This window comes from Stenotrophomonas sp. YJH_SMC_33 (assembly GCF_059372295.1).
Genome location: NZ_JCAFVJ010000006.1, coordinates 51550 through 74914, shown reverse-complemented (window position 1 = coordinate 74914; position 23365 = coordinate 51550). Strand labels below are relative to the sequence as shown.

Annotated in this window: 21 protein-coding genes; 11 read left to right on the top strand and 10 right to left on the bottom strand. The window is 64.5% G+C overall.

The genetic code is table 11. The features are described 5' to 3' along the window. Window positions 1-65 precede the first annotated feature (65 nt). The gene (locus AC5P9W_RS11335) at window positions 66-1577 is read left to right on the top strand and encodes a DNA cytosine methyltransferase (RefSeq protein WP_495219229.1); all 1512 of its coding nucleotides are present in this window, start codon (window positions 66-68) and stop codon (window positions 1575-1577) included. Window positions 1578-1579: 2 nt separating this feature from the next. On the opposite strand, the gene AC5P9W_RS11330 is transcribed toward AC5P9W_RS11335, so the two are convergent. The 4 genes from AC5P9W_RS11330 to aceE all read right to left on the bottom strand — a co-directional run bounded on the left by AC5P9W_RS11330 (window position 1580) and on the right by aceE (window position 7116). After that, complete coding sequence (locus AC5P9W_RS11330) at window positions 1580-2017, bottom strand: very short patch repair endonuclease (protein ID WP_021202969.1); 438 nt, start codon at window positions 2015-2017, stop codon at window positions 1580-1582. Window positions 2018-2031: 14 nt separating this feature from the next. Continuing rightward, the gene (locus AC5P9W_RS11325) at window positions 2032-2463 is read right to left on the bottom strand and encodes a hypothetical protein (RefSeq protein WP_021202968.1); all 432 of its coding nucleotides are present in this window, start codon (window positions 2461-2463) and stop codon (window positions 2032-2034) included. 499 nt (window positions 2464-2962) lie between these two features. After that, window positions 2963-4354 (bottom strand): AAA family ATPase, encoded by a 1392-nt coding sequence (locus AC5P9W_RS11320; RefSeq protein ID WP_138970215.1) that lies wholly within the window; start codon window positions 4352-4354, stop codon window positions 2963-2965. 74 nt (window positions 4355-4428) lie between these two features. Further along, on the bottom strand, window positions 4429-7116 hold the full coding sequence (aceE, locus tag AC5P9W_RS11315; protein ID WP_197575689.1) for a pyruvate dehydrogenase (acetyl-transferring), homodimeric type: 2688 nt from the start codon (window positions 7114-7116) through the stop codon (window positions 4429-4431). 566 nt (window positions 7117-7682) lie between these two features. On the opposite strand from aceE, the gene AC5P9W_RS11310 reads away from it, so the two are divergent. The 3 genes from AC5P9W_RS11310 (at window position 7683) to AC5P9W_RS11300 (ending at window position 9745) form a co-directional block, all read left to right on the top strand. Further along, window positions 7683-8243, top strand: coding sequence for a helix-turn-helix transcriptional regulator (locus AC5P9W_RS11310; RefSeq protein ID WP_197575688.1), 561 nt, complete (start codon window positions 7683-7685; stop codon window positions 8241-8243). Between the two features lie 60 nt (window positions 8244-8303). Next, on the top strand, window positions 8304-9101 hold the full coding sequence (locus tag AC5P9W_RS11305) for a siderophore-interacting protein (RefSeq protein ID WP_180832617.1): 798 nt from the start codon (window positions 8304-8306) through the stop codon (window positions 9099-9101). A gap of 242 nt (window positions 9102-9343) precedes the next feature. After that, a complete protein-coding gene (locus tag AC5P9W_RS11300) occupies window positions 9344-9745 on the top strand; it encodes a hypothetical protein (RefSeq protein WP_164144161.1) in 402 nt (133 codons plus the stop codon). Between the two features lie 261 nt (window positions 9746-10006). Here the strand turns inward: AC5P9W_RS11300 and AC5P9W_RS11295 are convergent, their stop codons facing one another. Together AC5P9W_RS11295 and AC5P9W_RS11290 are read right to left on the bottom strand one after the other, a co-directional pair. Then, window positions 10007-10714 carry a YceI family protein gene (locus tag AC5P9W_RS11295; RefSeq protein WP_005415047.1) on the bottom strand — a complete coding sequence of 236 codons (708 nt, stop codon included), beginning with the start codon at window positions 10712-10714 and terminating at the stop codon, window positions 10007-10009. Between the two features lie 86 nt (window positions 10715-10800). Further along, window positions 10801-11391, bottom strand: coding sequence for a malonic semialdehyde reductase (locus tag AC5P9W_RS11290; protein WP_005415046.1), 591 nt, complete (start codon window positions 11389-11391; stop codon window positions 10801-10803). Window positions 11392-11517: 126 nt separating this feature from the next. On the opposite strand from AC5P9W_RS11290, the gene AC5P9W_RS11285 reads away from it, so the two are divergent. From AC5P9W_RS11285 to AC5P9W_RS11260, 6 genes are all read left to right on the top strand, one after another. Continuing rightward, window positions 11518-12507 (top strand): mitochondrial fission ELM1 family protein, encoded by a 990-nt coding sequence (locus AC5P9W_RS11285; RefSeq protein ID WP_180832618.1) that lies wholly within the window; start codon window positions 11518-11520, stop codon window positions 12505-12507. A 198-nt stretch (window positions 12508-12705) separates the two neighbouring features. After that, a complete protein-coding gene (locus AC5P9W_RS11280; protein ID WP_005415044.1) occupies window positions 12706-12936 on the top strand; it encodes a hypothetical protein in 231 nt (76 codons plus the stop codon). Window positions 12937-12984: 48 nt separating this feature from the next. Continuing rightward, the gene (locus AC5P9W_RS11275) at window positions 12985-13836 is read left to right on the top strand and encodes a DUF2145 domain-containing protein (protein WP_111102259.1); all 852 of its coding nucleotides are present in this window, start codon (window positions 12985-12987) and stop codon (window positions 13834-13836) included. Between the two features lie 19 nt (window positions 13837-13855). After that, the gene (locus tag AC5P9W_RS11270) at window positions 13856-14359 is read left to right on the top strand and encodes a hypothetical protein (RefSeq protein ID WP_031269949.1); all 504 of its coding nucleotides are present in this window, start codon (window positions 13856-13858) and stop codon (window positions 14357-14359) included. 33 nt (window positions 14360-14392) lie between these two features. Continuing rightward, window positions 14393-14905: a hypothetical protein gene (locus tag AC5P9W_RS11265; RefSeq protein WP_111098404.1), complete on the top strand. Its 513-nt coding sequence runs from the start codon at window positions 14393-14395 to the stop codon at window positions 14903-14905. Between the two features lie 75 nt (window positions 14906-14980). Further along, on the top strand, window positions 14981-15541 hold the full coding sequence (locus AC5P9W_RS11260; protein WP_019662191.1) for a queuosine precursor transporter: 561 nt from the start codon (window positions 14981-14983) through the stop codon (window positions 15539-15541). A gap of 174 nt (window positions 15542-15715) precedes the next feature. Here AC5P9W_RS11260 and glnE read toward each other — a convergent pair whose 3' ends face one another. Continuing rightward, window positions 15716-18511, bottom strand: a complete 2796-nt coding sequence (glnE, locus tag AC5P9W_RS11255) for a bifunctional [glutamate--ammonia ligase]-adenylyl-L-tyrosine phosphorylase/[glutamate--ammonia-ligase] adenylyltransferase (RefSeq protein WP_495219224.1) — start codon at window positions 18509-18511, stop codon at window positions 15716-15718. Window positions 18512-18896: 385 nt separating this feature from the next. On the opposite strand from glnE, the gene scpC reads away from it, so the two are divergent. Next, the gene (gene scpC, locus AC5P9W_RS11250; protein ID WP_206621601.1) at window positions 18897-20411 is read left to right on the top strand and encodes a succinyl-CoA:acetate CoA-transferase ScpC; all 1515 of its coding nucleotides are present in this window, start codon (window positions 18897-18899) and stop codon (window positions 20409-20411) included. A gap of 136 nt (window positions 20412-20547) precedes the next feature. On the opposite strand, the gene hglS is transcribed toward scpC, so the two are convergent. The 3 genes from hglS to AC5P9W_RS11235 form a co-directional block, all read right to left on the bottom strand. Next, a complete protein-coding gene (gene hglS / locus AC5P9W_RS11245; protein WP_483017505.1) occupies window positions 20548-21909 on the bottom strand; it encodes a 2-oxoadipate dioxygenase/decarboxylase HglS in 1362 nt (453 codons plus the stop codon). A gap of 164 nt (window positions 21910-22073) precedes the next feature. Further along, on the bottom strand, window positions 22074-22562 hold the full coding sequence (locus AC5P9W_RS11240) for a hypothetical protein (protein ID WP_459389753.1): 489 nt from the start codon (window positions 22560-22562) through the stop codon (window positions 22074-22076). Between the two features lie 31 nt (window positions 22563-22593). Next, on the bottom strand, window positions 22594-23343 hold the full coding sequence (locus AC5P9W_RS11235) for an HAD family hydrolase (protein ID WP_021202954.1): 750 nt from the start codon (window positions 23341-23343) through the stop codon (window positions 22594-22596). Window positions 23344-23365: the final 22 nt, after the last annotated feature.

The following is a 23365-nucleotide window of genomic DNA, read 5'->3' as shown; positions in this document are numbered from 1 at the left end:
GCATGACATCCTGGCGGCGTTAGAGGGGCGCATCTGCGCCCCTATTTATAATTGTGAAGCAAGGCATGCACATCCCAGTCGTCGACATCTTCGCAGGCCCCGGTGGGCTGGGCGAAGGGTTCTCCGCTTACACCCCTTCCCGCTCTTCGAAGTCGCGCCCGTTCAAGATCGCCATTTCGGCCGAAATGGAGGTCAATGCAGCCAAGACGCTTCGACTTCGCGCGTTCTATCGCCAGTTCGCACCCCACAAGGTGCCGGATAGCTATTACGACTACGTGGCAGGACGGGTAGACCAACCTTGGACGGACGCGACCCAGACTGAGTGGGAGAATGCCTGCCATGAGGCGAGGCAGTTGAAGCTCGGTGATCCCGAAGACGACAAGGTGCTTCATGCCCGCATTCGCGAAGTTGCGTCGCAGGAAGACCCTTGGGTTCTGATTGGTGGACCGCCCTGCCAGGCGTACTCCTTGGTCGGACGCGCCAGAAACCGTGGCGTGGTGGGCTACAAGGCAGAGGAAGATCCGCGCCACTTCCTCTACCAGCACTACTTGAAGATCATCAAGAAGTACTCACCCGCTGCGTTTGTAATGGAGAACGTCAAGGGCATTCTCTCCTCGAAGGTGGGCGGTGAGCTGATGTTCCCGCGCATTCTCGCGGACCTTCGAGCTCCTGGTGGTCGGAACGGCCCGCGCTACCGAATTATCCCTTTGGTAGCGGATCAGAGTGGTCTGTTCGACGACGACGATGGACGCCGATACATTCTGAGGGCCGAAGAGCTTGGTGTTCCTCAGGCGCGGCACCGCGTGGTTCTTTTCGGTGTCCGGGAAGACGTTGACGTTTCATCGCTCCGCCAAATCAATCGCGCGCCGGCCAAATACAGCGTGGGCCAAGTGATCGGCGGAATGCCTCATCTCAGAAGCGGAATCACCAATGTCGATTTCGAGAATTGGCCCGATGCCGCCAGGGAGATTCTGCTCCGTGCGGCAGAATTGTCTGACGATGCGAAGGTTTCAGCTGAACTACGCAGCCAAGCGAAACTGGTACCTGCTCAGGATGCTGGCGCTGGCGGCAGGGCCAGGCCGTGGACGGCGACAGTGAATGAGGTTCCAGAGCATCTCAAGCCGTGGTTGCTGGACGAGCGACTCGGCTACATTCTGAATCATGAGGTTCGCCCTCATATGTGGATGGATCTCGTTCGCTATGGCTATGCATCGGCTTTCACGAAAATTCATGGCAGGTCGCCACGTGGTGCTGGCGAATTCCCTGAAGGCATGCATCCAGACCATGAGAACTGGACAAGCGGGAAGTTTGTTGATCGCTTCAAGGTCCAGCGCAGCGATGAGTCGAGCTCCACGGTAACGAGCCACCTTCAGAAAGATGGCCATTACTTCATTCATCCGGACCCGTCTCAGTTGAGAAGCCTGTCTGTTCGCGAGGCTGCTAGACTGCAGACTTTCCCTGACAACTATTTCTTTGAAGGCTCGCGCGGGGCTCAGTTCCGTCAAGTTGGCAACGCTGTCCCGCCTTGGATGGCTAGGCAGATCGCCGATGTAGTCTACTCAGTACTAAAGAACTGAATCTAGGAGAATTCCTCGAAATCCGAATTTGAGGTTATGAAACGACTCAATCTCGTGAGCGAATCACTGGAGGATTTCTTGAGAAAGCATTCCCAAACGATCGCAACCCTCCAGCCTAAGGCACGCAGCTCACACTGAACTCGTTTATCTCGAGCTCGATTGCCCTCGAGCTTTTCAAGCCAGAACTCCGGCCGAGTTGCCGGAGTTGCTGCGTAACGGCAACCAGTATGGCGATGCCAAAAGCATCCATGTACTAGAATCACGACGCGATATCGAGGCAAAACCACGTCAGGCTTGCCAGGCAAGCTGCGATCATGCAACCGATATCGAAATCCTGATGCGTGCAGGAACTTTCTCACCTGAATTTCCGGACGGGTGTCCTTGCCTCGAATAGAAGACATCATTAATGATCGCTTCGATTTCTGCACCACATCAACCATGAGATATTCCGAAGTTAAATATTGACCACTCCAGCACCCAAAGACTGATTAAGCCTACCCCTGATCTGCTCGTATAAATCCAGCTTCATCCTACCCATAAACTCATTCTTGTAAGCCGACGGAGAAAAACCAACAAGCTCATCAAGCTCCAATTGAAAATCCGCATTTGAGATAAGATCCCTGTACTTAACCTCATTTATACTGAATCTCAGATATGTACTGGCAACAAATCTATCCACGAGCGACTCAAGCATTTCATACCTCTCTTTAATTGCAAAAGTCGAAATAGATTCAGAAGCAGCCGCGCCCCCACGACCAAACACATTCACGCGCCAGCCCTTCGCCCCCTTAGTTCTGCTTCTCAAGTACTTATCGATGTCAATCTCAAAGAATATGGATTCCGTGCTTCCATATGGATGGAGATGTTCAACATCGAAAAAATCCATCGCCCCCTTCAGCGAGCTATTGCAAGATTGGCACGAGGGAACCAAGTTGTACAAAGATAGCGCCAAAAAAGGAAACCTATACTTCGGGTAAAAATGATCCAAGGTAGGCCTGAAGGCGCCAGAGCCATCTCGAAATACTGTCATTGCAAGCGATTGCTGACAATACGGACACATGTCGTACTTGAATTCCTTACACAGTGCATAAGCGTCCCAAGCGCTTGGTCGCTTCCTGCAGAATGCTGAATAGCTCAATACACTTTCAATTTTGGCATTAATTCTTTCAGCCACGGACTCTGATCGATTCGCCATGATAATCTGAAAATCATCAATGCAGCTTCTTATCTCGCAGACGTCACCCACAGAAATTGCACGCTTATTTCTACTTACGAATTCACTCAAATACCGGCAACCCCAAGGCACATCTTCTCTAAACTCACCATCCAAGAGATCGCTAACATATTCCTGGTGCCGCCGGATAGCATAATCAGACCAAGCATCATCAATTGATATTATCACTGCGCCGCCTCGAGATAAAAGATTTCACGATTGGATCATCCAACTGATCAATCAAGTAGTGATCGCGCGGCCTCAAAAATTTCCTCTTAACTAGCCCCTTCATGCTCCTTGCAGCAAAGGTACCTACAGTTCCCGCCCCCGCGGCGCTCTCTATGATTAATTCCAATGGCGCACCGAACGACTTTTGACATCCAAAATCCCCCTGCCCAAGATTAATCAGAAAGTCTCTAGGAAAATCGGACATCAACACAGGGGAGTGAGATGCCAACACAACCTGTACAGAGTCAAACCCCTCCATCTCTTTCCCGATAAATCTATTGAGATAGTCAACATATCGTTGCTGCCAAGCAATATGAAGGAACGCATCGCCCTCATCGATCATTAGAATTAGATTAGAAATCCCATTCGAACGAAGCTCACCAATAGCCGAGCTTAGTTTGAAGAACTGCCTCACGAGCGCTTCAGCCCCCGAGCTAAGCCCAGAGAGCTCAAATGAAAGAATCTCTCCAAATTGGCGTTCCAAGTGACTGCGCCGCTTATCAGTTATTGCCACGCCTCTTTTTGCAACCTTAGGCCCTAGTTTTTTGAATATCTCGATGAACTTCTTGAAGTCAGGAAGAACATCTTCGACATCTTGGCCTCCACGCAAAGTTGCCTTCCAGAAGCGTCTAGCCACCACGATTCGCTTGCGTCCGCGCAGAGAGCCGTGCGCAATAGCGGCAAGAATAGCGTTCGAATAATCAGGCCCATAAGCTTTTCGAAGATAGTTCCGGATCGTGGTTCGAAGACTGCTTTGAGCATCAAGCATATCTTGCTGACGCGCATCGATCTCCTCGTCAGTTACGCCGTCGTACGATCGCCAACGATGGGACCTTTCTACGTAGTCTTTGAATCTTGAACCAAAAAGCTCTGCGAACTCAGAACTATAGTCTGTTGGAAACTCCATTGCAGCAGCAAAGAGTGCGTCGAGCCCCCGCTCCATCGGCACGGCGAGGCGTGCCACGATTGAATTTGAGAATCGAAACTCACGCGACAGAGTAGCTACAACTTTGGGATCTGCCTTGAACTTTCTGTCAGCCCCCTCAAGCAGTTTGAACCTCTTTCCGGAACGTGGAAATCTAGAGCGCGCAACCGGAGCTGGCGTGAAGTAAATTACCCCGTATTTACTTAGGTCGACACCAGCTTCCAGGTCAGATTCGTTCTTGTCGCGAATAGCTTCGCACAACCTGGATAGAAACTCGGTTTTTCCTGACCCATTCGCACCTATGAGAAGCGACATGGAATGGGCGTTGAAGATGTTCCACCCTTGCCCAGTTCGCACATTGAGAGGCAGTAGATTGAAAATTTTCCCTTCATACGTAAAAGAGTAGATCACTTGGCAAAGCTCCTTCTTTTAGCCAAAAAGAAGGGCGACTCATTGGCCGCCCTCCTCTCTAGTCAGATCGTCAATCAAACCCCAACAGGGTTAGCCTTCTCCGGATCAATCTTGTACTGCTTGATCGCCCGGGCCACATCCTTCGCGGTCATCTTCCCTTCCTTCGCCAGCGCCGCAATCGCGGCATGCGCGATGTAGTACCGGTCCACCTCAAAGAACCGGCGCAGGTTCGCACGCGTATCCGAACGGCCGAAACCATCCGTACCCAGCACCGTATAAGACATCGGCACGAACGCACGGATCTGGTCCGCATACGCACGCACGTAGTCGGTAGCGGCAATCGCCGGGCCCTGGCGGCCTTCCAGCAGCTGGGTCACGTAGGCCTTGCGCTGCTCACCTTCCGGATGCAGGCGGTTGGCACGTTCCACGTCGAAACCATCGCGGCGCAGTTCGTTGAAGCTCGGGCAGGACCAGATGTCGGCAGTCACGCCGAAGTCCTTGTCCAGCAGCTCGGCGGCAGCAATGGCTTCGCGCAGGATGGTGCCCGAGCCCAGCAGCTGCACGCGCAGCTCGCCCTTCTTCGGCTTGCCGGCGTCGGTCAGCAGGTACATGCCCTTGACGATGCCTTCGGCCGCGCCTTCCGGCATGTCCGGGTGGCTGTAGTTCTCGTTCATCAGGGTGACGTAGTAGTACTCGTCCACCTGGTCTTCCATCATGCGCTTGGTGCCGTGCTGCAGGATCACCGTCACTTCGTAGCCGAAGGTCGGGTCGTAGCTGCGCACGTTCGGGATGCCACCGGCCACCAGGTGGCTGAAGCCATCTTCGTGCTGCAGGCCTTCACCGTTCAGCGTGGTGCGGCCGGCGGTGCCGCCCAGCAGGAAGCCGCGGGTACGCATGTCCGCCGCCTGCCAGGCCAGGTCGCCCACGCGCTGGAAGCCGAACATCGAGTAGTAGATGTAGAACGGCAGCATCGGCACGTTGCTGACCGAGTAGCTGGTACCGGCGGCCATCCACGAGGCGATGGCGCCCGGCTCGCTGATGCCCTGCTGCAGCACCTGGCCGCTCTGGTCTTCGCGGTAGAACATCAGCTGGTCGGCGTCCACCGGCTTGTACTTCTGGCCGAACGGCGCGTAGATGCCGATCTGGCGGAACAGGCCTTCCATGCCGAAGGTACGGGCTTCGTCGGCCACGATTGGCACGATATGCGGGCCCAGTTCCTTGTCGCGCAGGGTGATGTTCAGGCTCTGCACGAACGCCATGGTGGTGGAGTAGGTGCGCTCGCCGCTGCTCTTCAGCAGGCGCTCGTAGCTTTCCAGCTTCGGCGCCACGAAGGTCTTGTCGGCCTTGCGGCGACGCTGCGGCAGGTAACCGCCCAGGGCGGCACGGCGTTCCTGCAGGTACTGCACTTCCGGCGAATCCGGGCCCGGGTGGTAGAACGGCACCTGGCCGTTGGCCAGCTGCGCGTCGGTCACCGGGATGTTGAAGCGGTCGCGGAAGTGGCGCACCGCTTCGTCGTCCAGCTTCTTGGTCTGGTGGGTCGGGTTCAGCGCTTCACCGGCGCTGCCCATGCCGTAACCCTTCACGGTCTTGGCCAGGATGACGGTCGGCATGCCCTTGGTGTTCACGGCCTGGTGGTAGGCGGCGTACACCTTGTGCGGGTCGTGGCCACCACGGTTCAGGCGCCAGATGTCGTCGTCGCTCAGGCCGGCGACCATCGCGGCGGTCTCCGGGTACTTGCCGAAGAAATGCTCGCGGGTATAGGCGCCGCCGAAGGCCTTGCAGTTCTGGTATTCGCCGTCGACGGTTTCCATCATCAGCTTCTTCAGGACGCCATTGGTGTCCTTGGCCAGCAGGGCATCCCAGTAACCGCCCCACAGCAGCTTGATGACGTTCCAGCCGCCGCCACGGAACACGCCTTCCAGTTCCTGGATGATCTTGCCGTTGCCGCGCACCGGGCCGTCCAGGCGCTGCAGGTTGCAGTTCACCACGAAGATCAGGTTGTCCAGGCCTTCACGGCCGGCCAGGGCGATGGCACCCAGGGTTTCCGGCTCGTCGCTCTCGCCGTCGCCGATGAAGCACCACACCTTGCGGTCGGACTTCTCGATCAAGCCACGGTTTTCCAGGTAGCGCATGAACTGCGCCTGGTAGATGGCGGCCAGCGGGCCCAGGCCCATCGACACGGTCGGGGTCTGCCAGTAGTCCGGCATCAGCCACGGGTGCGGGTACGAGGACAGGCCACCGCCGTCCACTTCCATGCGGAACTTGTCCAGCTGCTCTTCGCTGATGCGGCCTTCCAGGAAGGAACGTGCGTAGATGCCCGGGGCGCTGTGGCCCTGGATGAACAGCAGGTCGCCCGGGTGGTTTTCGCTCGGGGCGCGCCAGAAGTGGTTGAAGCCCACGTCGTACAGGGTGGCGCCGGACGCGAACGAGGCGATGTGGCCGCCCAGGTCACCCGGCTTGCGGTTGGCGCGCACCACGGTGGCCATCGCGTTCCAGCGGATGATGGAACGGATGCGCCATTCCAGCTCGGCATTGCCCGGGCTCTTGGCCTCGAACTGCGGTTCGATGGTATTGACGTATTCGGTGGTGGGAGAGAACGGCAGGTAGGCGCCCGAACGACGGGTCAGTTCCACCATGCCTTCCAGCAGCTGATGCGCGCGCTCGGAGCCCTCGACATCAATAACGGCCTTCAACGACTCGATCCACTCCTGGGTTTCCACAGGATTCGGGTCGTTGTTCAGCACCTCGTTCAACCAGTTCATTAGCGCTCCCATAACCGCACGCACGCGCGCGACTGTTGTATAGATTTCTAGACCGCAAAGTGTAGCGCACCAAGGGCTTTCGTCACTTGGCTACGCAGGCGTATGGATGCATGCGGCCAGTGTCCGCAAGGCATGTCCCGCCCTGTCCAGCAGCAGGACAGGCCCCTGTTTCCGGCCGCTACGGCCTCTTGCGGCCGGCGCCCCGCTGTCGCATCAGGCCCGCTGCGTCCATGCGCAGGACGCAGTGTTACTGCTGCCGATGACGCTTCTGGGGCAGGTTTGGTGTCGGGGTCGGCCGCTTCCGGCGCCGGGCACTGAACCAGCGGCAACATGCCGCATCCGGCACTGGAAGTGCGCCGCTGGCGGCCGCAGGGTAGAGACCGAGTGCTGGCCCCAAGGCCCCGCTCCCTTCCACAGTTGCTGCCGGGGCGCCCTGCGAAGGGCGCCCCGTTTCTACGCGCGCCGCCCGCCGTGGCCCAAAACAGACCCGCTTGTGGCCGGATCGAGTGTTGTCGCTTTCGACATATCGATATATCGTTTGCACACTCGTTTACCGATATATCGAAATGAGTCGAAGCCCCTCTCCTAGAGCCCGTTCCACCGATTCGGCGGTGCCCCGCCGCAACGGCCAGCCACGCGTGCTGAGCCGCGGTGACCTGCGCCTGCTGGTGCTGGCTCTGATCGGCGAGCAGCCGCGCCATGGCTACGAGCTGATGCAGCTGATCAGCAACCAGTTCATGCAGGCCTATACGCCCAGCGCCGGCACCATGTACCCGCTGCTGGCCAGCTTCGAGCAGGCCGGCTGGATCGAGGCCGAGGAAGTGGACGGCAAGCGGATCTTCCGCATCACCGCCGCTGGCGAGTTCGAGCTGAAGGTGCAGCGCACCCAGGTGCGGCTGGCGCAGCGGCGTGCCTTCGACCGAGCCCGCGAGATCACCAAGGCTTCGCTGCCGCCGACGCTGGCCGCGGCCCTGCGCGAGTTCAAGCGGGCGCTGGTGCATCACCACGGCCGCTGGGCCGAGGGTGAGGCGGACGAAGTGGCGGCGCTGCTGACGCGGGCCTCGGCCCTGCTCAACGGTACGGCCGGTAGCGAGCAACCACCGATTTCAACGACCCAGCCAGACTGACGCCAGCCAGGTCTCCCCTACGCCGCGCGCCCCCGCGCGACACCTTTACAGGTAACCCCCATGACCGAACACAACAACACGCGCCTGCGCCTGGATGTGCGCTTCCGTGAACTGACCGTGCTGCGCACCGAAGAGGTCACCCCGCACATGCGCCGCATCGTGCTGGGTGGCGACGACCTGGCCGGCTTCGATTCGCCCGGCGCCGACGACCACATCAAGCTGTTCTTCCCCAACGCTGCGGGCGAGATGGTGCTGCCGGTGCTGACCGCCGAAGGCCGCAGCTACCCGGACGGCAAGGTGCCTTCGCCCTCGCGCGACTACACCCCGCGCTGGTGGGACCACGAAGCCGGCGAGCTGGCCATCGACTTCGTGCTGCACGACCAGGGCGTGGCCGGACCATGGGCCGAACGCGCACAGCCGGGCGACATGCTGGTGATCGGCGGTCCGCGCGGCTCGTTCGTGGTGGCCGACACTTACGACGCCTACGTGCTGATCGGCGATGAAACCGCGCTGCCGGCCATCGCCCGTTGGCTGGACGTGCTGCCGGACGGTGCCGAGGTGCAGGCCTTCATTGAAGTGCGCGACGAGGACGAGCGCCAGGACCTGCCGCAGTACGAGAACGTGCGCATCCACTGGCTGGAGCGCAACGGCTTCCCGGCGGCCAGCAGTACGCTGCTGGAAGACATGCTGACCGACTTCGAGGCCCCGGACGGCGATGTCTTCTACTGGATCGCCACCGAATCGCGCCGCGCGCGGATGATGCGCAAGTTCATCGAAGGCCACCTGGGCGTGCCGCGCGACTGGATTCGTTCCACCGGCTACTGGAAGGCGCATCCGGACGAAACCGACGGCGATTGACCGGGCAGCCGGTGGGTGCGGACCCTGCTTGGTGGGTGCGGACCGTTGGTCCGCACGCCTTTGACTGTGTAGAGCCGAGCCCATGCTCGGCTGCTCTTCGTTCCGCGATCGGCGAACCCTCGCGCTGCGCGCGATGAGCCGAGCGTGGGCTCGGCTCTACAGGTATTCCGCCGCCCGATTCAACGCATCAGCCGGCAAGCAATGCGACAATCGCGCTCCTTTCCTGCAGCAACGAGGCCCACATGGCCAAGCTGACCCTGGCCAGCGTGGATGCGCTGCGTACCCGCTTCACCGATGACGCCGCCTGCGACGCGGCGCTGGCCGCCTTCGCCGACACCGTTGCACTGCGCACGCCGCTGCGCGAACTGGTGGAAGCACAGCACCGCTACCTGCAGGCCGAGTTCGAAGTGGCGCAGGTGGCCGATGTGCTGCGCCGCGACCAGAAATACGCGCCGGTGGGCCGGCCTTCGGTGCATATCGTGCAGCTACGCAAGCAGCAGGCTGCCACCAAGCAGGCGGCGTTGATCGCCCGCCAGGTGGTGGCGCAGGCCGCGCAGACGTTCGTGCGGGTGAGCGGGCTGGCGGTGAAGGCCAAGCAGAGCCCGAGCGAAGCGTGCGTGGCATGGTTGGGCGCGTTGCGCTGAGCGCGCCGCGCCCGATGTGATGGAACCGGCCAGCGCGTGATGGAACCGGCCAGCGGTAGAGTCGACTGTTAGTCGACTCGCGCGCGCAGCGCGGGGTTTTGGCATCCCGCGGAGAGCAGTCGACTAACAGTCGACTCTACCAAAGCGGCTTTCCGCGCAGTGCGGAGTTTCCGGGCGCCATCGACGCGGATCGCATTCGCAAAAAGAAGGCCCGCTTTTCAGCGGGCCTTCTGCCTTCTCACGACGAGTGAGTGGGGTGCATCAGGCCGCCGGCTTTTCGCCGGTGGCTTCGGTGGTGATGCGGATCTTCACTTCATCGCTGACGTTCGGGGCGTAGGCGCCGACGCCGAAATCGCTGCGCTTCAGGGTGGTGGTGGCATCGAAGCCGGCGGCCGGAACCTTGGCCATCGGGTGCTCGCCGCCGCCGTTGACGGTGACGTCCAGGGTGACCGGCTTGGTGATGCCCTTGATGGTCAGGTCGCCGGTGACGGTCAGCTTGTTGGTGCCGGCCGCTTCCACCTTGGTGCTCTTGAAGGTGGCATCGGCGAACTTGGCGGCGTCGAAGAAGTCGGCGCTCTTCAGGTGCTCGTCGAACTTGGCGGTGAAGCTGTTCAGGCCGCTCAGCGGCAGCTTCACTTCCACGGTGGACTTGGTCACGTCTTCGGCGTTGTACACCAGGGTGCCTTCAACGTTGCCGAAGTGCGCGCTGGGGTTGGAGAAGCCGAAGTGGCTCCACTGGGCCAGCACGTCGGTGTGGCTCGGGTCCAGCTTGTAGGTGCCCGAGGCGATCTTGATCGCTTCGGCGGCCGGCGCGGCAGCAGCGGCATCGGCGGCCGGGGTGGCGGCCTGCTCGGTGGTGGCCGGGGCGGCGGCATCGGCAGCCGGGGCAGCGGTGTCGGCCGGCTTGGAGCAGGCGGCGATGGCCAGGGTCAGGGCCAGCGGCAGCAGCAGTTTACGGGTGGCGCTCATCTGAGGAACTCTCCGGATCGTAGGGTGGGTACACGGTGCAGCAATGGCCCGCCGCGGGACAGCGGGCCCGAAACCGATACAGCGACTTACGCGATGCGCGCCGCTTCGTCGAACGACAGGCGCGGCAGGCGCGGGAACAGGCCCGCCGGATCACCGTAACCCAGGTTGACCAGGAAATTCGACTTGATGGAGGTGCCGGCGAAGAAGGCTTCGTCGACCTTGGCCGGGTCGAAGCCGGACATCGGGCCGGCATCCAGGCCCAGCGCGCGCGCAGCCAGGATCAGGTAGGCGCCCTGCAGGCTGCCGTTGCGGATGGCGGCTTCGTGGCGGCCTTCCTGCGGGCCATCGAACCAGGCCTTGGCATCGGTGTGCGGGAACAGGTACGGCAGCTTCTCGTGGAAGTCCAGGTCGAAACCGATGATGACGGTGACCGGCGCAGCCATGGTCTTGGCCAGGTTGCCTTCGGACAGCGCCGGGGCCAGCTTGTCCTTGGCCTCCTTCGAGGTGACGAAGACGAAGCGCGCCGGCGTGGTGTTGGCCGCGGTGGGGCCCCACTTCACCAGGTCGTACAGTTCCTTCAGCAGGCTCTCGGGGACCGGCTTGTCGAGGAAGGCGTTCTGGGTGCGGGCCGTACGGAACAGCTGATCAAGGGCGGCGGCGTCGAGCGCGTGGGACATCGGTGGATCTCCAGGGCGGCGAAAGGAAGTCAGTGCCCGCGGGCGGCGCGGGGCGAAACGACGAGCCGCAGTGTAGAGTGTCGCGACTGTTGCAACACCCAGCAGGGCTGAAACGAATTAATGCCAATGGTGAAACGATCGAGCGCGCCATGGACGGTCACCGACGGCCGTGCGGGCAATGTCCGCCAGGCGGTCGCGCTGGCCTCGGCACTGCGCCAGGGCACCCACCGACCGCTGCTCCTGCAACCGCGCGCACCCTGGCGCTGGCTGTCGCCGCGGCGCCTGCCCGGCGATGTGAATGGCTATGGCGAGGCCTTCGCGACACTGGCTGCCGAGGCCCCGGCGCTGGCGATCGGCTGTGGCCGCCAGGCCGCCGGTGCCCTGCGCGTGCTGCGCGCACGCGGCAGCCAGGTGGTGCAGATCCTCGACCCGCGCATCAGCGCCCGCCATTGGGACGTGGTGGTGGTGCCCGAACACGATGCCCTGCGTGGCAGCAACGTGCTCACCCTGCTCGGCAGCCTCAACCCGGTGGACGACGACTGGCTGGCCTGGGGCCGCGCCGCGTTCGCCGGCTTCAGCACCCTGCCCGGCCCGCGCACCGCACTGCTGGTCGGTGGGCCGACGCCGCTGGCACCGTGGGACGAGACCGCGATGGTCGGCGTATTCCAGGCGCTGGCCGAGCAGATCCGCAATGAAGGCGGCAGCCTGCTGGCAACCACCTCGCGACGCACGCCGCCGGCCCTGGCCGAGATCCTGCGCGCGAAGTTCGCCAACCTGCCGCACGTGATCTGGGGCGATGGTGGCGACGGTACCAATCCCTATGGCGGCCTGCTCGGCTGGGCCAACCGCGTGGTGGTCTCGCCCGATTCGGTGAACCTGCTCTCTGAAGCCTGCGCCACGCGCATGCCGGTGATGGTGGCGCTGGCCGAGACCGCGCAGGGCCGGCTGGCCCGCTTCCAGCAGCAGCTGCGCGAGCGCGGGCGCCTGCAGCCGCACTGGCTGGACTGGCAGTACGACCGCATCGAGCCACTGCGCGAGACTGCGCGGGTGGCCGCGGAAGTGAAAGCGCGGCTTGGCTTTTCGCAAGAGCCCGGGAAAACAGCGAAGGAGTTGTAGAGTCGACTGTTAGTCGACTGCTGTTGGCGATACCGCTGAAAACCCCGCGCTGCGCGCGATAGTCGACTCTACCGCGCAGCGGCCCAAGCCCCGCGACGTGGCATGGCCCGCCGTTACCCGATCGCCCGGCATTTTCTGAACATTTCGATCCGACTGTGCGGTTAGAGTCCAGCTTCCCCCATCACGCTGAACGTCTTCATGCGCACCCTGCTCCTGCTGCCGCTGGCCCTGCTCGCTGCCTGCTCCACCGCGCCCACCGAGCTGGACCCGATCTCCTATCAGTGCCAGCAGCAGCTGGACGCGTACCGCGAGCAGCCGGCGCTGCGCGATCCGAAGACGGGCGAGCGCCCGCCGCTGCCGATCGCCCCGATCAGCGATGCCTGCGACAGGGAACTCCAGCGCAAGGGCGTGGATCGCCCGCTGCGCTGAGCAGCGTATGATCGGCGCGCGGGCCTGCCCGCCGCTGAAGGTACCGACATGGATCGTTTTGCCCGCCTGCCCCGTGCCGCGCTGCTGATCGCCAGCCTACTGGCGACCGCACCGGCCTGGGCCGACAGCACCGCCTGCCGCGAGCGCTACCCGAGCGTGGCGTCGCAGGCGGCGATGCTGGACGTGGCCTGGACCACCGCCGAACGCCTGGACGCGCTGCCCGATGTGGACGTGGTGGTGGCCGCGCGCGGTGGCCAGGACCTGAGCCGCTACGGCCTGCGCCACAGCCACCTGGCCTTCCTGCTGCGCGAGGACGACGGCCGCTGGCGCGCGATGCACCTGCTCAACCGCTGCAAGACCGACAGCTCGCAGCTGTACCACGAGGGCCTCGGCAACTTCGTCGGCGAGAGCGGCGGCCATACCGACCTGCGCATCGGCGTGCCGTCGGCCCCCTTGCGTGCAGCGCTGCGCGCGATGCTGGTGCCACCCTCGATCCAGCCCAAGGCGCTGCACGAAACCAGGTACAACGTGGTCGCCTACCCGTTCGCCACCGACTACCAGAACTCCAACCAGTGGGTGCTGGAGGTGCTGGCGGCGGCGATGGCGCAGGCCGAAGGCGCGCCGGCCATCGTCAAGCGCGAACAGGCACAGCAGTGGCTGCGCCAGCAGAAGTACCAGCCCAGCGTGCTGCATATCGGCCTCGGCAAGCGCGTGGGTGCGCGCCTGTTCGTAGCCAACGCCACCACCACCGACCATCCAGCCGGCGAACGCATCTCCGGCAACTATTCGGTGGTGACGGTGGAATCGGTGTTCGACTTCCTGCACCAGCGCAGCCAGCTGCAGCAGGAACTGGTGATCCCCCATGTGCCGGTGGCCGGTGCCACTGCCGCCACGCCCTGAATCCCGCAAGGAGAACGACATGCGTCCGCTGCTTACCTCTGTGTTGTCGATGGTGATCGTCACCGGCCTGGCCTGGTCCACGGCCGCCCACGCCGAACGCCGCATCGTGATCATCCACGACCCGGGTCCGCAGGGACCAAGCCTGGAAATGTCCACGCAGATGGTGGCCTCGGCCCGCGCTGCAGCGGCCAAGGAAGCGCAGGATGCCGCCGACGCCGGCCAGCCGCTGGCCCGCCCGCAGCAGATCAAGCTGCCGCAGATGGAGGTGAGTGCCATCTCCACTACCGTGGATGGCCGCCGCGAAGTGCTGCTGCGTGATGCCAACGATCCGCAGAACACCGCATCGATGCAGTATCCGCGCGGCGTCGGCGACCCGGCCGTGCAGTTCACCGTGGGCCAGACCGTGAATTTCGAGCCAACCGGCAACGACCAGGGCTGGCAGCTGAAGGACAACCAGGGCCGCCCGCTGGAGTACCTGCCCGAGGCCACCGGCCCGCGCGATATCTTCGATACCCGGCGCTGAGCCGCCGTCTCCCCCCCTGACCAGGAGGTCTCCATGTTCCGTTGCCTGCGCGTTCCCGCTTCTGCATTGCTGCTCTCCGTGCTGCTGGTGCCCACCGTCCATGCCGGCGCCGCGCCGCAGTTGAACAGCAGCGAGGCCAGCGTGCTGATCACCTCGCTGATCGTGGTCTCGGTGCCGCTCGCTGCATCGGCGGGCCTGTCCGAACTGTCCAAGGCGCCGTTCAAGGCCAGCGAACGCAACGGCCGGGCCACGCGCACCAAGGCAGTGCCGCTGCCGCCGATGGAGGTGAAGAAGGTGGAGACCACGCCGGAGGGCGAGCGCCAGGTACAGCTGCAGGTGCCCGACAAGGCCGATCAGACCGCCACCCTGCGCTGGCCGGCGCGCGTACATGAAGACCAGACGGCGGCCTTCGTGGTCGGCCAGCGGGTGCATTTCGAGCCCACCGAGGCAGGTGCCGGCTGGACCGTGAAGAGCGCGCAGGGCCAGGCCCTGGCTTACGTCCCCACCGCCTACGCCGCCGGTGACGTGATGAGTGAAGCGCTGTAAAGCTGAACGACCGTTTTTGGTTTTGCCACGGCCGGGGCGGATAATGGGTGATCCCCTTTCTCCCTCTGGCTCGCCATGTCCGTGCGTCCTGCCCCTCTGTTTGCCCCGCTGACCCCGCGCGCCCTGGTGCTGGCGGTACTGGCGATGGGCGCGGTGGTGCTGCTGTCCAACGTGCTGGTGCAGTACCCGATCAACGATTGGCTGACCTGGGGTGCCTTCAGTTATCCGGTCGCGTTCCTGGTCAGCAACCTGATCAACCGCCGCTTCGGCCCGGGCCCGGCGCGCCGCGTGGCGTGGATCGGCTTCGCGGTGGCGGTGTTGTTGTCGATCTGGGTGGCCACCCCGCGCATCGCCATTGCCTCCTGCTCGGCGTTCATCGTGGCCCAGCTGCTGGACATCACCGTGTTCGACCGCCTGCGCCGTGGCAGCTGGTGGCGCGCACCGATGGTGGCCACCACCTGCAGCGCGACGGTGGACACCACCATTTTCTGGTCGATCGCGTTTGCCGGCTCCGCGCTGCCGTGGGTGAGCTGGGCCGCCGGCGACCTGGCAGTGAAGCTGGCGATCGGCGTGTGCCTGCTGGCCCCGTTCCGCGCGCTGCTGTGGAAGATGGCGCCGCTGCGCGCCACCAGCTGAACGCACATGCTCTGGTAGGTGCCAACCTTGGATGGCACATGAGCACGGTAGGTGCCGACCGTTGGTCGGCACGCTCCATCAGAGTTCATCACCGCTGACAGATTGTGCCGACCAACGGTCGGCACCTACCAACAGCGGATCATCCCCGGGCAATTGTTCTAATGGGTGCACCCATCACCCGAACGGCAACGCCGCCGCTCTGCACGCCGCCGTAATCGCCGCACACGCGTCTTCAATCGCGGGCGTGGTCGGTGCCAGTCGCGGGCGACGGTCCAGCGTGCAGGCCAGGCCCACGTCGAGCAGCGTGGCATGCGCGCCATGCAGTGCTTGCGCAGTGTCTTCCGGCAGGAAACCGGCAATCGCCAGCGCATCGATCAGCGACGGCGTGTCGCGTGGCTGCAGCAACGCCGCATGCTGCGCACTACGCGCCAGCACGCCGGTCTGCAGCAGGAACTCCAGGTCCACCACGCCACCGGCACCCTGTTTCAGGTCCAGCCGCGCGGCATCGCTGCGGTCCAGTTCAGTGCGCATGCGGCCGCGCATCTTCAGCACATCGGCATACAGCGTGGCCGGATCGCGCTCACGACCCAGTGTCTGTGCACGCACCTGTTCGAAATCGGCCAGCAGGCTGGCATCACCGGCCACACCGCGTGCGCGCACCAGGGCCTGGTGTTCCCAGGTCCACGCGCGTTCGCGCTGGTATTCGGTGTAGCTGGCCAACGAAGACACCAGTGAACCCTTGCCACCGTCCGGGCGCAGGCGCACGTCGATGTCGTACAGGCGCCCGGCGGCGGTGACCGCACCAAGCAGCGCCATCACCTTCTGTGCCAGCCGTGCATACCAGCGCCCCGGTTCCAGCGGACGTGCGCCATCGCTGGCCTCCACGCCAGCCGGGTTGTCGTGCAGGAACACCAGGTCCAGGTCGGAACCGAAGCCCAGCTCAAGCCCGCCGAGGCTGCCGTAGCCGATGATCGCGAAACGTCCACCGGGAATCCCGCCGTGCGCGGCGCGCATGTCCGCCTCGGCCATCGCCAGCACGGTGGTGACCACCGCCTGCGCCAGCTCGGCCAGTTGCCGCGTGCTGTCCACCGCACCCTGGCGGCCATCCAGCGTGGCCATCGCCATGCGGAAGCTGAGCGCCAGCCGCGTCTCGTTGAGCCAGCGCAGTGCGGATTCGGGGTCTTCCACCGCCAGCACCTGCTGGCACTCGGCCAGCATGCCGGACGCATCGGGCATCGGTCCGGACACGCGCACGTCCAGCAGTTCGTCCAGCAGCAGCGGGTACGCGGCCAGCCGCTCGGCCAGCAGCGCGCTGCGCGCCAGCACATCCACCAGCCGCGCCAACGCGCTCGGTTGTTCGTCCAGCAGCGCGAGATAGCTGGTCCGGCGCAGCACCGCCTGCAGCAGGCCAAGCACGCGCTTGAGCGCGGCATCGGGTTGCGGCGAGCGCGTGGCCGCATGCAGCAGCGCCGGCAGTACGCGATCCAGCCGTGCACGCGCGGCGTCGGACAGGGACTTCACGCCGGTGCCCTGGGCGAAATCGCGCAGCGACTGATCGGCGCCATTGGCATCGAGGAAACCGGCTTCCGCCAGCAACGGCGCGTTGCTGCCCTCGGGCAGGCTGCGCCAGTAGTTGGCCAGCGCGTCGGGCGCAGCCTGGCCCTTGCGCGGCGCCAGCAGCGCGGCGAATTCAGTACTGACCCGCTGCTGCTGTTCGGCCAATGCCGCGCGCAGCACGTCCCAGTCCGGGTAGCCGAGGCCGACGGCGATGCGCGCGCGGTCCAGCGCGTCGCTGGGCAGCACGTGGGTCTGCGCATCGCGCAGCATCTGCAGGCGGTTCTCCAGCCGGCGCAGGAACAGGTAGGCCTCACGCAGTGCGGCGCCATCCTCGGGCGCGATCTGTCCGGCAGCGACCAGTGCATCCAGCGCCACCAGCAGGCGACGCTCGCGCAGTGCCGGTTCACGGCCACCGCGGATCAGCTGCAGTGCCTGGCACAGGAATTCGATTTCGCGGATGCCACCGGCGCCACGCTTGATGTCCTCGTGCAACTCGCGGCGCGCGACCTCGGCGGTGATCGCGGCCTTCATTTCGCGCAGGCCATCGAGCGCGGTGAAATCGAGGTAGCGGCGGTACACGAACGGGCGCAGGGTCTGCAGCCACGCTTCACCGGCGGCGATGTCGCCGGCCACCGCGCGCGCCTTCAGCCACGCGTAGCGTTCCCAGTCGCGGCCCTCGCGCTGGAAATACTGGTCCATCGCCGCGAAGGACAGCGCGACGCGGCCGGCGCTGCCGAACGGACGCAGGCGCAGGTCGACACGGTGGCTGAAGCCATCGACGGTGGTTTCGTCCAGCAGCTTGGCCAGGCGCTGGCCGAGGCGGGCGAAATACTCTTCGGCGGCCAGCGCGCGCGGGCCATCGGATTCGCCGCCGTGCGGATAGGCGTAGACCAGATCGATATCGGAACTGAAGTTGAGCTCGCCGCCGCCCAGCTTGCCGAGGCCGAACACCACCAGCTGCTGCGCGGCGCCTTCGCCATCGCGGACCACACCGTGGCGTTGGGCGAATTCCTGCTGCAGCGCGTCCAGCGCCAGCCGCAGGCAGTCCTCGGCCAGGGTGGTGGCGCCAGCCAGCGTCTGCGCCACGTCGTCCAGCCCAGCCAGGTCGCGCCAGATCAGCCGCGTCGACATGGCAGTACGCCAGCGCCGGATCTGCGCCGGCCAGTCGCTGGGCTGCAGCGGATCGAGCACCGGTGGTGGGATCGGCGGGCAGCCGGGGGTAGCCAGCTGCGCCAGCAGCGCCGGTTGCCGCACCAGGGTGTCCAGCGCGAAGTCGCTGGCCACCGCCAGTCGGGTCAGCAGCGGCAGCAGTTCGGCAGGAACGGGCTCGGGCAGGACCTGGGCCAGGCGCGCCAGGGCGCGGTCGACAAGGGGCTGCAGGGAGGCGGGCAGGTCAGCGGGGGCGAGGGTCATGGGCGGATTGTATCGACCCGGTCGGGACGCGACGGACCCGGTAGTGCCGGCCGCTGGCCGGCAGATCCCATGATCCTGCCGAAGGTTGCTGCAGTTGCCGGCCAGCGGCCGGCACTACCGATAATGGAGGCCGCGCATTCATACTGGGCGACAGGCAATAAAAAAGCCCGCTTGCAGCGAACTGCCAGCGGGCTCTGCTCCCTCCCCCACGTCGGGATGCAGGGCCATCGTGCGGGCTGCGAAAGCACTTTGCACGCTGCACTGCAAAACAGAACCGATGGGTATGGGTGAGCCCCTTGGGGGAAAAGCCATTCCACGAAGGTAGAACCCCCCGTACGGATGAGGATGGCCGATAATCGGGATTCCCCCCAGAAACACTGTCGTCATGTCTGTTGATCGCATCGCCAACGCGCGTCTCCGTGACCGCGTGGTCTCCGCCGAGGCCGCAGCCGCGCTGATCCAGCCCGGTGAAACCGTGGCCATGAGCGGCTTTACCGGCTCCGGGTATCCCAAGGCCGTTCCCGTGGAACTGGCCCGCCGCATCGAAGCGGTGCACGCCCAGGGCAATCCCTTCCAGATCAAGCTGATGACCGGCGCGTCGACCGCGCCGGAACTCGATGGCGCGCTGGCCAAGGCCGATGGCATCGCCATGCGCATGCCGTTCCAGAGCGACCCGGACGCGCGCAACCGCATCAACGAGGGCAAGCTGGATTACATCGACATCCACCTCAGCCACGTCGCCCAGCACGTGTGGTTCGGTTTCTATGGCGAGATCGACACCGCCGTGATCGAAGTCTCGGCCATCCGCGAGGACGGTTCGCTGGTGCCCTCCACTTCGGTCGGCAACAACAAGACCTGGCTGGACCTGGCCAGGAAGGTGATCGTCGAGGTCAACGAATGGCAGCCGGCCGGCGTTGACGGCATGCACGACATCTACTACGGCACCGCGCTGCCGCCGCACCGCAAGCCGATTCCGCTGGTGAACGCCAACGACCGCATCGGCGACACCGCGCTGCGCTGCGACCCGGACAAGATCGTGGCCGTGGTGCGCACCAACGGCCCGGACCGCAACAGCCCGTTCAGCCCGATCGATGCAACCAGCGAACAGATCGCTTCGCACCTGATCGAGTTCCTCAAGCACGAGGTGAAGAAGGGCCGCCTGCCGGCGAACCTGCTGCCGCTGCAGTCGGGCGTGGGCAACATCCCCAACGCCGTGCTGGCTGGCCTGGCCAAGAGCGGTTTCCGCGACCTGGCCGCGTTCACCGAAGTGATCCAGGACGGCATGCTCGACCTGCTGCGCGACGGCGTGCTGAGCTACGCCTCGTGCACCGGCTTCGCGCTGAGCCCGCAGGCGAATGAGACGTTCAAGGAGAACATCGATTTCTACCGCGAGCGCATCATCATGCGCACGCAGGAAATCTCCAACCATCCGGAACTGGTGCGCCGCCTGGGCTGCATCGGCATGAACGGCATGATCGAGGTGGACATCTACGGCAACGTCAATTCGACGCACGTGATGGGCACGCGCATCATGAACGGCATCGGCGGTTCGGGTGACTTTGCCCGCAATGGTTTCCTGTCAGCGTTCCTGAGCCCGTCCACCGCCAAGAACGGCACCATCTCGGCGATCGTGCCGATGGCCAGCCATGTCGATCACACCGAGCACGATGTGTCGGTGATCGTCACCGAACAGGGCCTGGCCGACCTGCGCGGGCTGACCCCGCGCAAGCGCGCGCAGGTGCTGATCGACAACTGCGCGCACCCGGACTTCCGCCCGCAGCTGCAGGATTACTTCGACCGTGCCAGCCGCGAGAGCTACGGCAAGCACACCCCGCATCTGCTGCCGGAAGCGCTGTCGTGGCACCAGCGCTGGCTGGATACCGGAACGATGAAGGGCTGAGGCCCGCTACGGACGTCGGGTAGAGCCGGCCGCTGGCCGGCTTCCCCAACAGCCGGCCAGCGCCCGGCTCTACAAAGGGGCCGCTCCGCAGAATCCCTGTAGAGCCGAGCCCACGCTCGGCTCCACGGCAAGCGGTTTACCCGCGCAGCGCCGCCAGCGACTCGGCCTGCAGCCGCTCGTAGATCTCGAACTCGTCGTTCACCGCCACGCCCAATGCCTGCTCGAAGGCCTCGCGGTTGGCATGCGCGGCATAGGCGCGCTGTTCTTCGCCACCCAGGTTCGACTGGAAAATGCCTGCGGCGCTGACCGGCAGGAAATCCTCGTAGACGATCGGGTCAGCCGTGGCCAGGCCGGCGGCCACCAGCACTTCAGCGGGCAGATCGGCCACGCGCTCCGGCGCGGCGCGGCCGGCGTCGGTCAGCTGGTAGCGGTAATACCCCAGGCCTTCCTGGCGCAGCGTGTCATGGTCATCCGGGAAGCTGGCGAACACCGCCTGCAGGCGCTGGCCGTAGTCGCCGCCGGTGCTGCCTTCGCCACCGGCGTCGCGGGCCTGCGACAACAGTTGGTCGTACAGCGCGCGGCCCTTCGGGGTCAGCGCCAGGCCGCGTTGTTCGATCTCGCCGAAGCGCGCGGTATGCGTGCCGGCGTCACCACCTTCGGCATCCGGGAAATGAACGGCTTCTTCCAGGGCCTTGAAGCTGGTCTGGCGCAGCAGGATCGGGCAGGCACGGCGCGGCGGACCTTCGATGACCGCCTTGGCCGCCATGCCGTGCTCGATCATTGCCGCCTGCGCCGCGTCGATGTCCAGCGTGCGCGGGGTCAGGTGGTTGATGTGCGGGCCACGGAAGCTGACCACGTCGGCCACCAGCCGGTGCGCGTTGTGCAGCGCGCGGTAGGTCGGCAGGTCGACCGTGGCGTCACCATGCCAGCGGAAGGTTTCCAGTGCTTCATCGACGAAGCGCTCGGCATCGGCCTGCGACAGGCCGCCGTCACGCTCGGCCTGCTCGATCAGTGCCAGTGCGCCGTCGGTAAAGATGCGGCGGCGTGACAGGATCTTCGCCGACTCGGCACGCAGCGCTTCATCTTCGATCAGTTCCAGGCGCAGCAGCGAGGTGAACACGCGGAACGGATTCTGTGCCAGCGCCGCGCCGGTGAGTGGGCGGAACGCGGTGGAGTGCACCGGCACGCCGGCCACCGACAGGTCGTAGTAGCCGACGGGGTACATGCCCATCACCGCGAACAGGCGGCGCAGCGTCGCCAGCTCCTGCGCGGTGCCGACGCGGATCGCGCCATGACGCTCTTCATCCAGCCGCGCACGCTCGTCGTTGCGCTGCAGCTGCGCGGCCAGCGCCGGGTCCTGGGCAAGCACCTGCGCGTTGATCCGCTCCACCAGTTCCACCAGCGTGCCGTACAGCGGCACTTCGGTGCGGTACATGCGGGACATGGCCTGCGCGAACAGGCGGCGGATCACATCAGGCGAAACGAAAGAGGCGCTCATCAGTCACTCGATTACGGGAACGGGGAACAGCTCGGACCCGTATTGTCGCCGGAGCGCCCGGCGGCGGCGATACGCAGAGCAACATAAGGAAACCGGTAGTGCCGGCCGCTGGCCGGCAACCTCCGGATGCCTGGAATGGTGCAGGTGCCGGCCAGCGGCCGGCACTACCGCTTGAGCTGGCGCTTCAGCGTGGCATCCAGGGTGATCGGCCGGTCCCAGTGCTGGTAGCTGGCCACGATGGCATGGCGCACAGCCCGGTAGTGCAGATTGTCCGGCGTGGTGGGCATGCGCTTGACCACCGCCTCCCAGCCGCCCTCCGGGTCCTGGCTGAAGGCACGCACGCTGTCGCGGCAGGTCTGGCCACTGGCCTTGGCCCAGAAGCAGGCGAAATAAATGTCTCCTGCCTGCCAGCCGTGGGTGGTGAACAGCGCGCTGATGTAGCCGCGCGGCACGTCGGCATAGCGCGACACTTCGTCGAGGAAGGCGTCGGGGTAGCGTTCGGCGTAGTGGTTGATGTCCTGCAGCTGGGCGTCGACCCAGCTGTCGCCGGTGTCCACTTCATAGGTGGCCGAACGCTCGGCGGTCTGCTGGGCCAGCACGGTGGCCGGCGCCAGCAGCAGGAACAACATCAGCGCGCGCAGTCGGTGGTTCATGCCCCGATTCTGCCGCAGCCGACCGGCCCTGTCAGGCCGCAGCGGCCTTGGCCTCGATCGCCGCCAGTGCGGCCGGCCAGTCGTGGGCGGTATCGGCAGTGACCATGCGCGGTTCGTCGTCGGCCACGCCATGCTGGGTCTCGTGGGCCCAGGTCACTGCGTACGGGGTATGCACGCCCCAGCCACCCAGCGTCACCACCGGCTCGATGTCCGAGCGCAGCGAGTTGCCGACCATCACGAAGCGCTGCATCGGCAGGTCGAATTCGGCCAGCACGCGGGCGTAGGTCTCCGGGTCCTTCTCGGAAACGATCTCGATGCGCGGGAAGAGCTCGGCCAGGTTGGCGACCTTGATCTTCGCTTCCTGGTGGAACAGGTCGCCCTTGGTGATCAGCACCACCGGGTAGTGCTCGGCGATGGCCGCCACCGCTTCGCGCACACCGTCGATCAGCTCGACCGGGTGGCGCAGGGTGTCGTGGCCGATCTCCAGGATGCGCTGGATGTCCTTGGCCTCGATGCGCTGGCCGGTGATGTCGATGGCCGCTTCGATCATCGACAGGGTCATGCTCTTGACGCCGTAGCCGAAGGTGCCCAGGTGGCGCTGCTGCACTTCCAGCAGGTGGCGCGCGGTCTGGGTGTCATGCACGTCGACGTAGCGCGACAGCAGGTCAAGGTAATCCTGCTCGGCCTTGCGGTAGTAGTCCTCGCTCTTCCACAGCGTATCGTCACCGTCAAAACCGACCAGGCCGATGGCGCGCGACGGCGCAGGCGTGGAGGTGTTCATCGCGCAAGGATACAGGGGCCGT

Coding starts and splice junctions, on each gene's coding strand:
- AC5P9W_RS11260 (WP_019662191.1), top strand. CDS start 14,981: ATGTCCGTGCGTCCTGCCCCTCTGTTTGCCCCGCTGACCCCGCGCGCC.
- AC5P9W_RS11330 (WP_021202969.1), bottom strand. CDS start 2,017: ATGGTTGATGTGGTGCAGAAATCGAAGCGATCATTAATGATGTCTTCT.
- AC5P9W_RS11310 (WP_197575688.1), top strand. CDS start 7,683: ATGAGTCGAAGCCCCTCTCCTAGAGCCCGTTCCACCGATTCGGCGGTG.
- aceE (WP_197575689.1), bottom strand. CDS start 7,116: ATGAACTGGTTGAACGAGGTGCTGAACAACGACCCGAATCCTGTGGAA.
- hglS (WP_483017505.1), bottom strand. CDS start 21,909: ATGAGCGCCTCTTTCGTTTCGCCTGATGTGATCCGCCGCCTGTTCGCG.
- AC5P9W_RS11300 (WP_164144161.1), top strand. CDS start 9,344: ATGGCCAAGCTGACCCTGGCCAGCGTGGATGCGCTGCGTACCCGCTTC.
- AC5P9W_RS11295 (WP_005415047.1), bottom strand. CDS start 10,714: ATGAGCGCCACCCGTAAACTGCTGCTGCCGCTGGCCCTGACCCTGGCC.
- glnE (WP_495219224.1), bottom strand. CDS start 18,511: ATGACCCTCGCCCCCGCTGACCTGCCCGCCTCCCTGCAGCCCCTTGTC.
- AC5P9W_RS11325 (WP_021202968.1), bottom strand. CDS start 2,463: ATGGATTTTTTCGATGTTGAACATCTCCATCCATATGGAAGCACGGAA.
- AC5P9W_RS11280 (WP_005415044.1), top strand. CDS start 12,706: ATGCGCACCCTGCTCCTGCTGCCGCTGGCCCTGCTCGCTGCCTGCTCC.
- AC5P9W_RS11285 (WP_180832618.1), top strand. CDS start 11,518: ATGGTGAAACGATCGAGCGCGCCATGGACGGTCACCGACGGCCGTGCG.
- AC5P9W_RS11335 (WP_495219229.1), top strand. CDS start 66: ATGCACATCCCAGTCGTCGACATCTTCGCAGGCCCCGGTGGGCTGGGC.
- AC5P9W_RS11290 (WP_005415046.1), bottom strand. CDS start 11,391: ATGTCCCACGCGCTCGACGCCGCCGCCCTTGATCAGCTGTTCCGTACG.
- scpC (WP_206621601.1), top strand. CDS start 18,897: ATGTCTGTTGATCGCATCGCCAACGCGCGTCTCCGTGACCGCGTGGTC.
- AC5P9W_RS11275 (WP_111102259.1), top strand. CDS start 12,985: ATGGATCGTTTTGCCCGCCTGCCCCGTGCCGCGCTGCTGATCGCCAGC.
- AC5P9W_RS11305 (WP_180832617.1), top strand. CDS start 8,304: ATGACCGAACACAACAACACGCGCCTGCGCCTGGATGTGCGCTTCCGT.
- AC5P9W_RS11240 (WP_459389753.1), bottom strand. CDS start 22,562: ATGAACCACCGACTGCGCGCGCTGATGTTGTTCCTGCTGCTGGCGCCG.
- AC5P9W_RS11235 (WP_021202954.1), bottom strand. CDS start 23,343: ATGAACACCTCCACGCCTGCGCCGTCGCGCGCCATCGGCCTGGTCGGT.
- AC5P9W_RS11270 (WP_031269949.1), top strand. CDS start 13,856: ATGCGTCCGCTGCTTACCTCTGTGTTGTCGATGGTGATCGTCACCGGC.
- AC5P9W_RS11265 (WP_111098404.1), top strand. CDS start 14,393: ATGTTCCGTTGCCTGCGCGTTCCCGCTTCTGCATTGCTGCTCTCCGTG.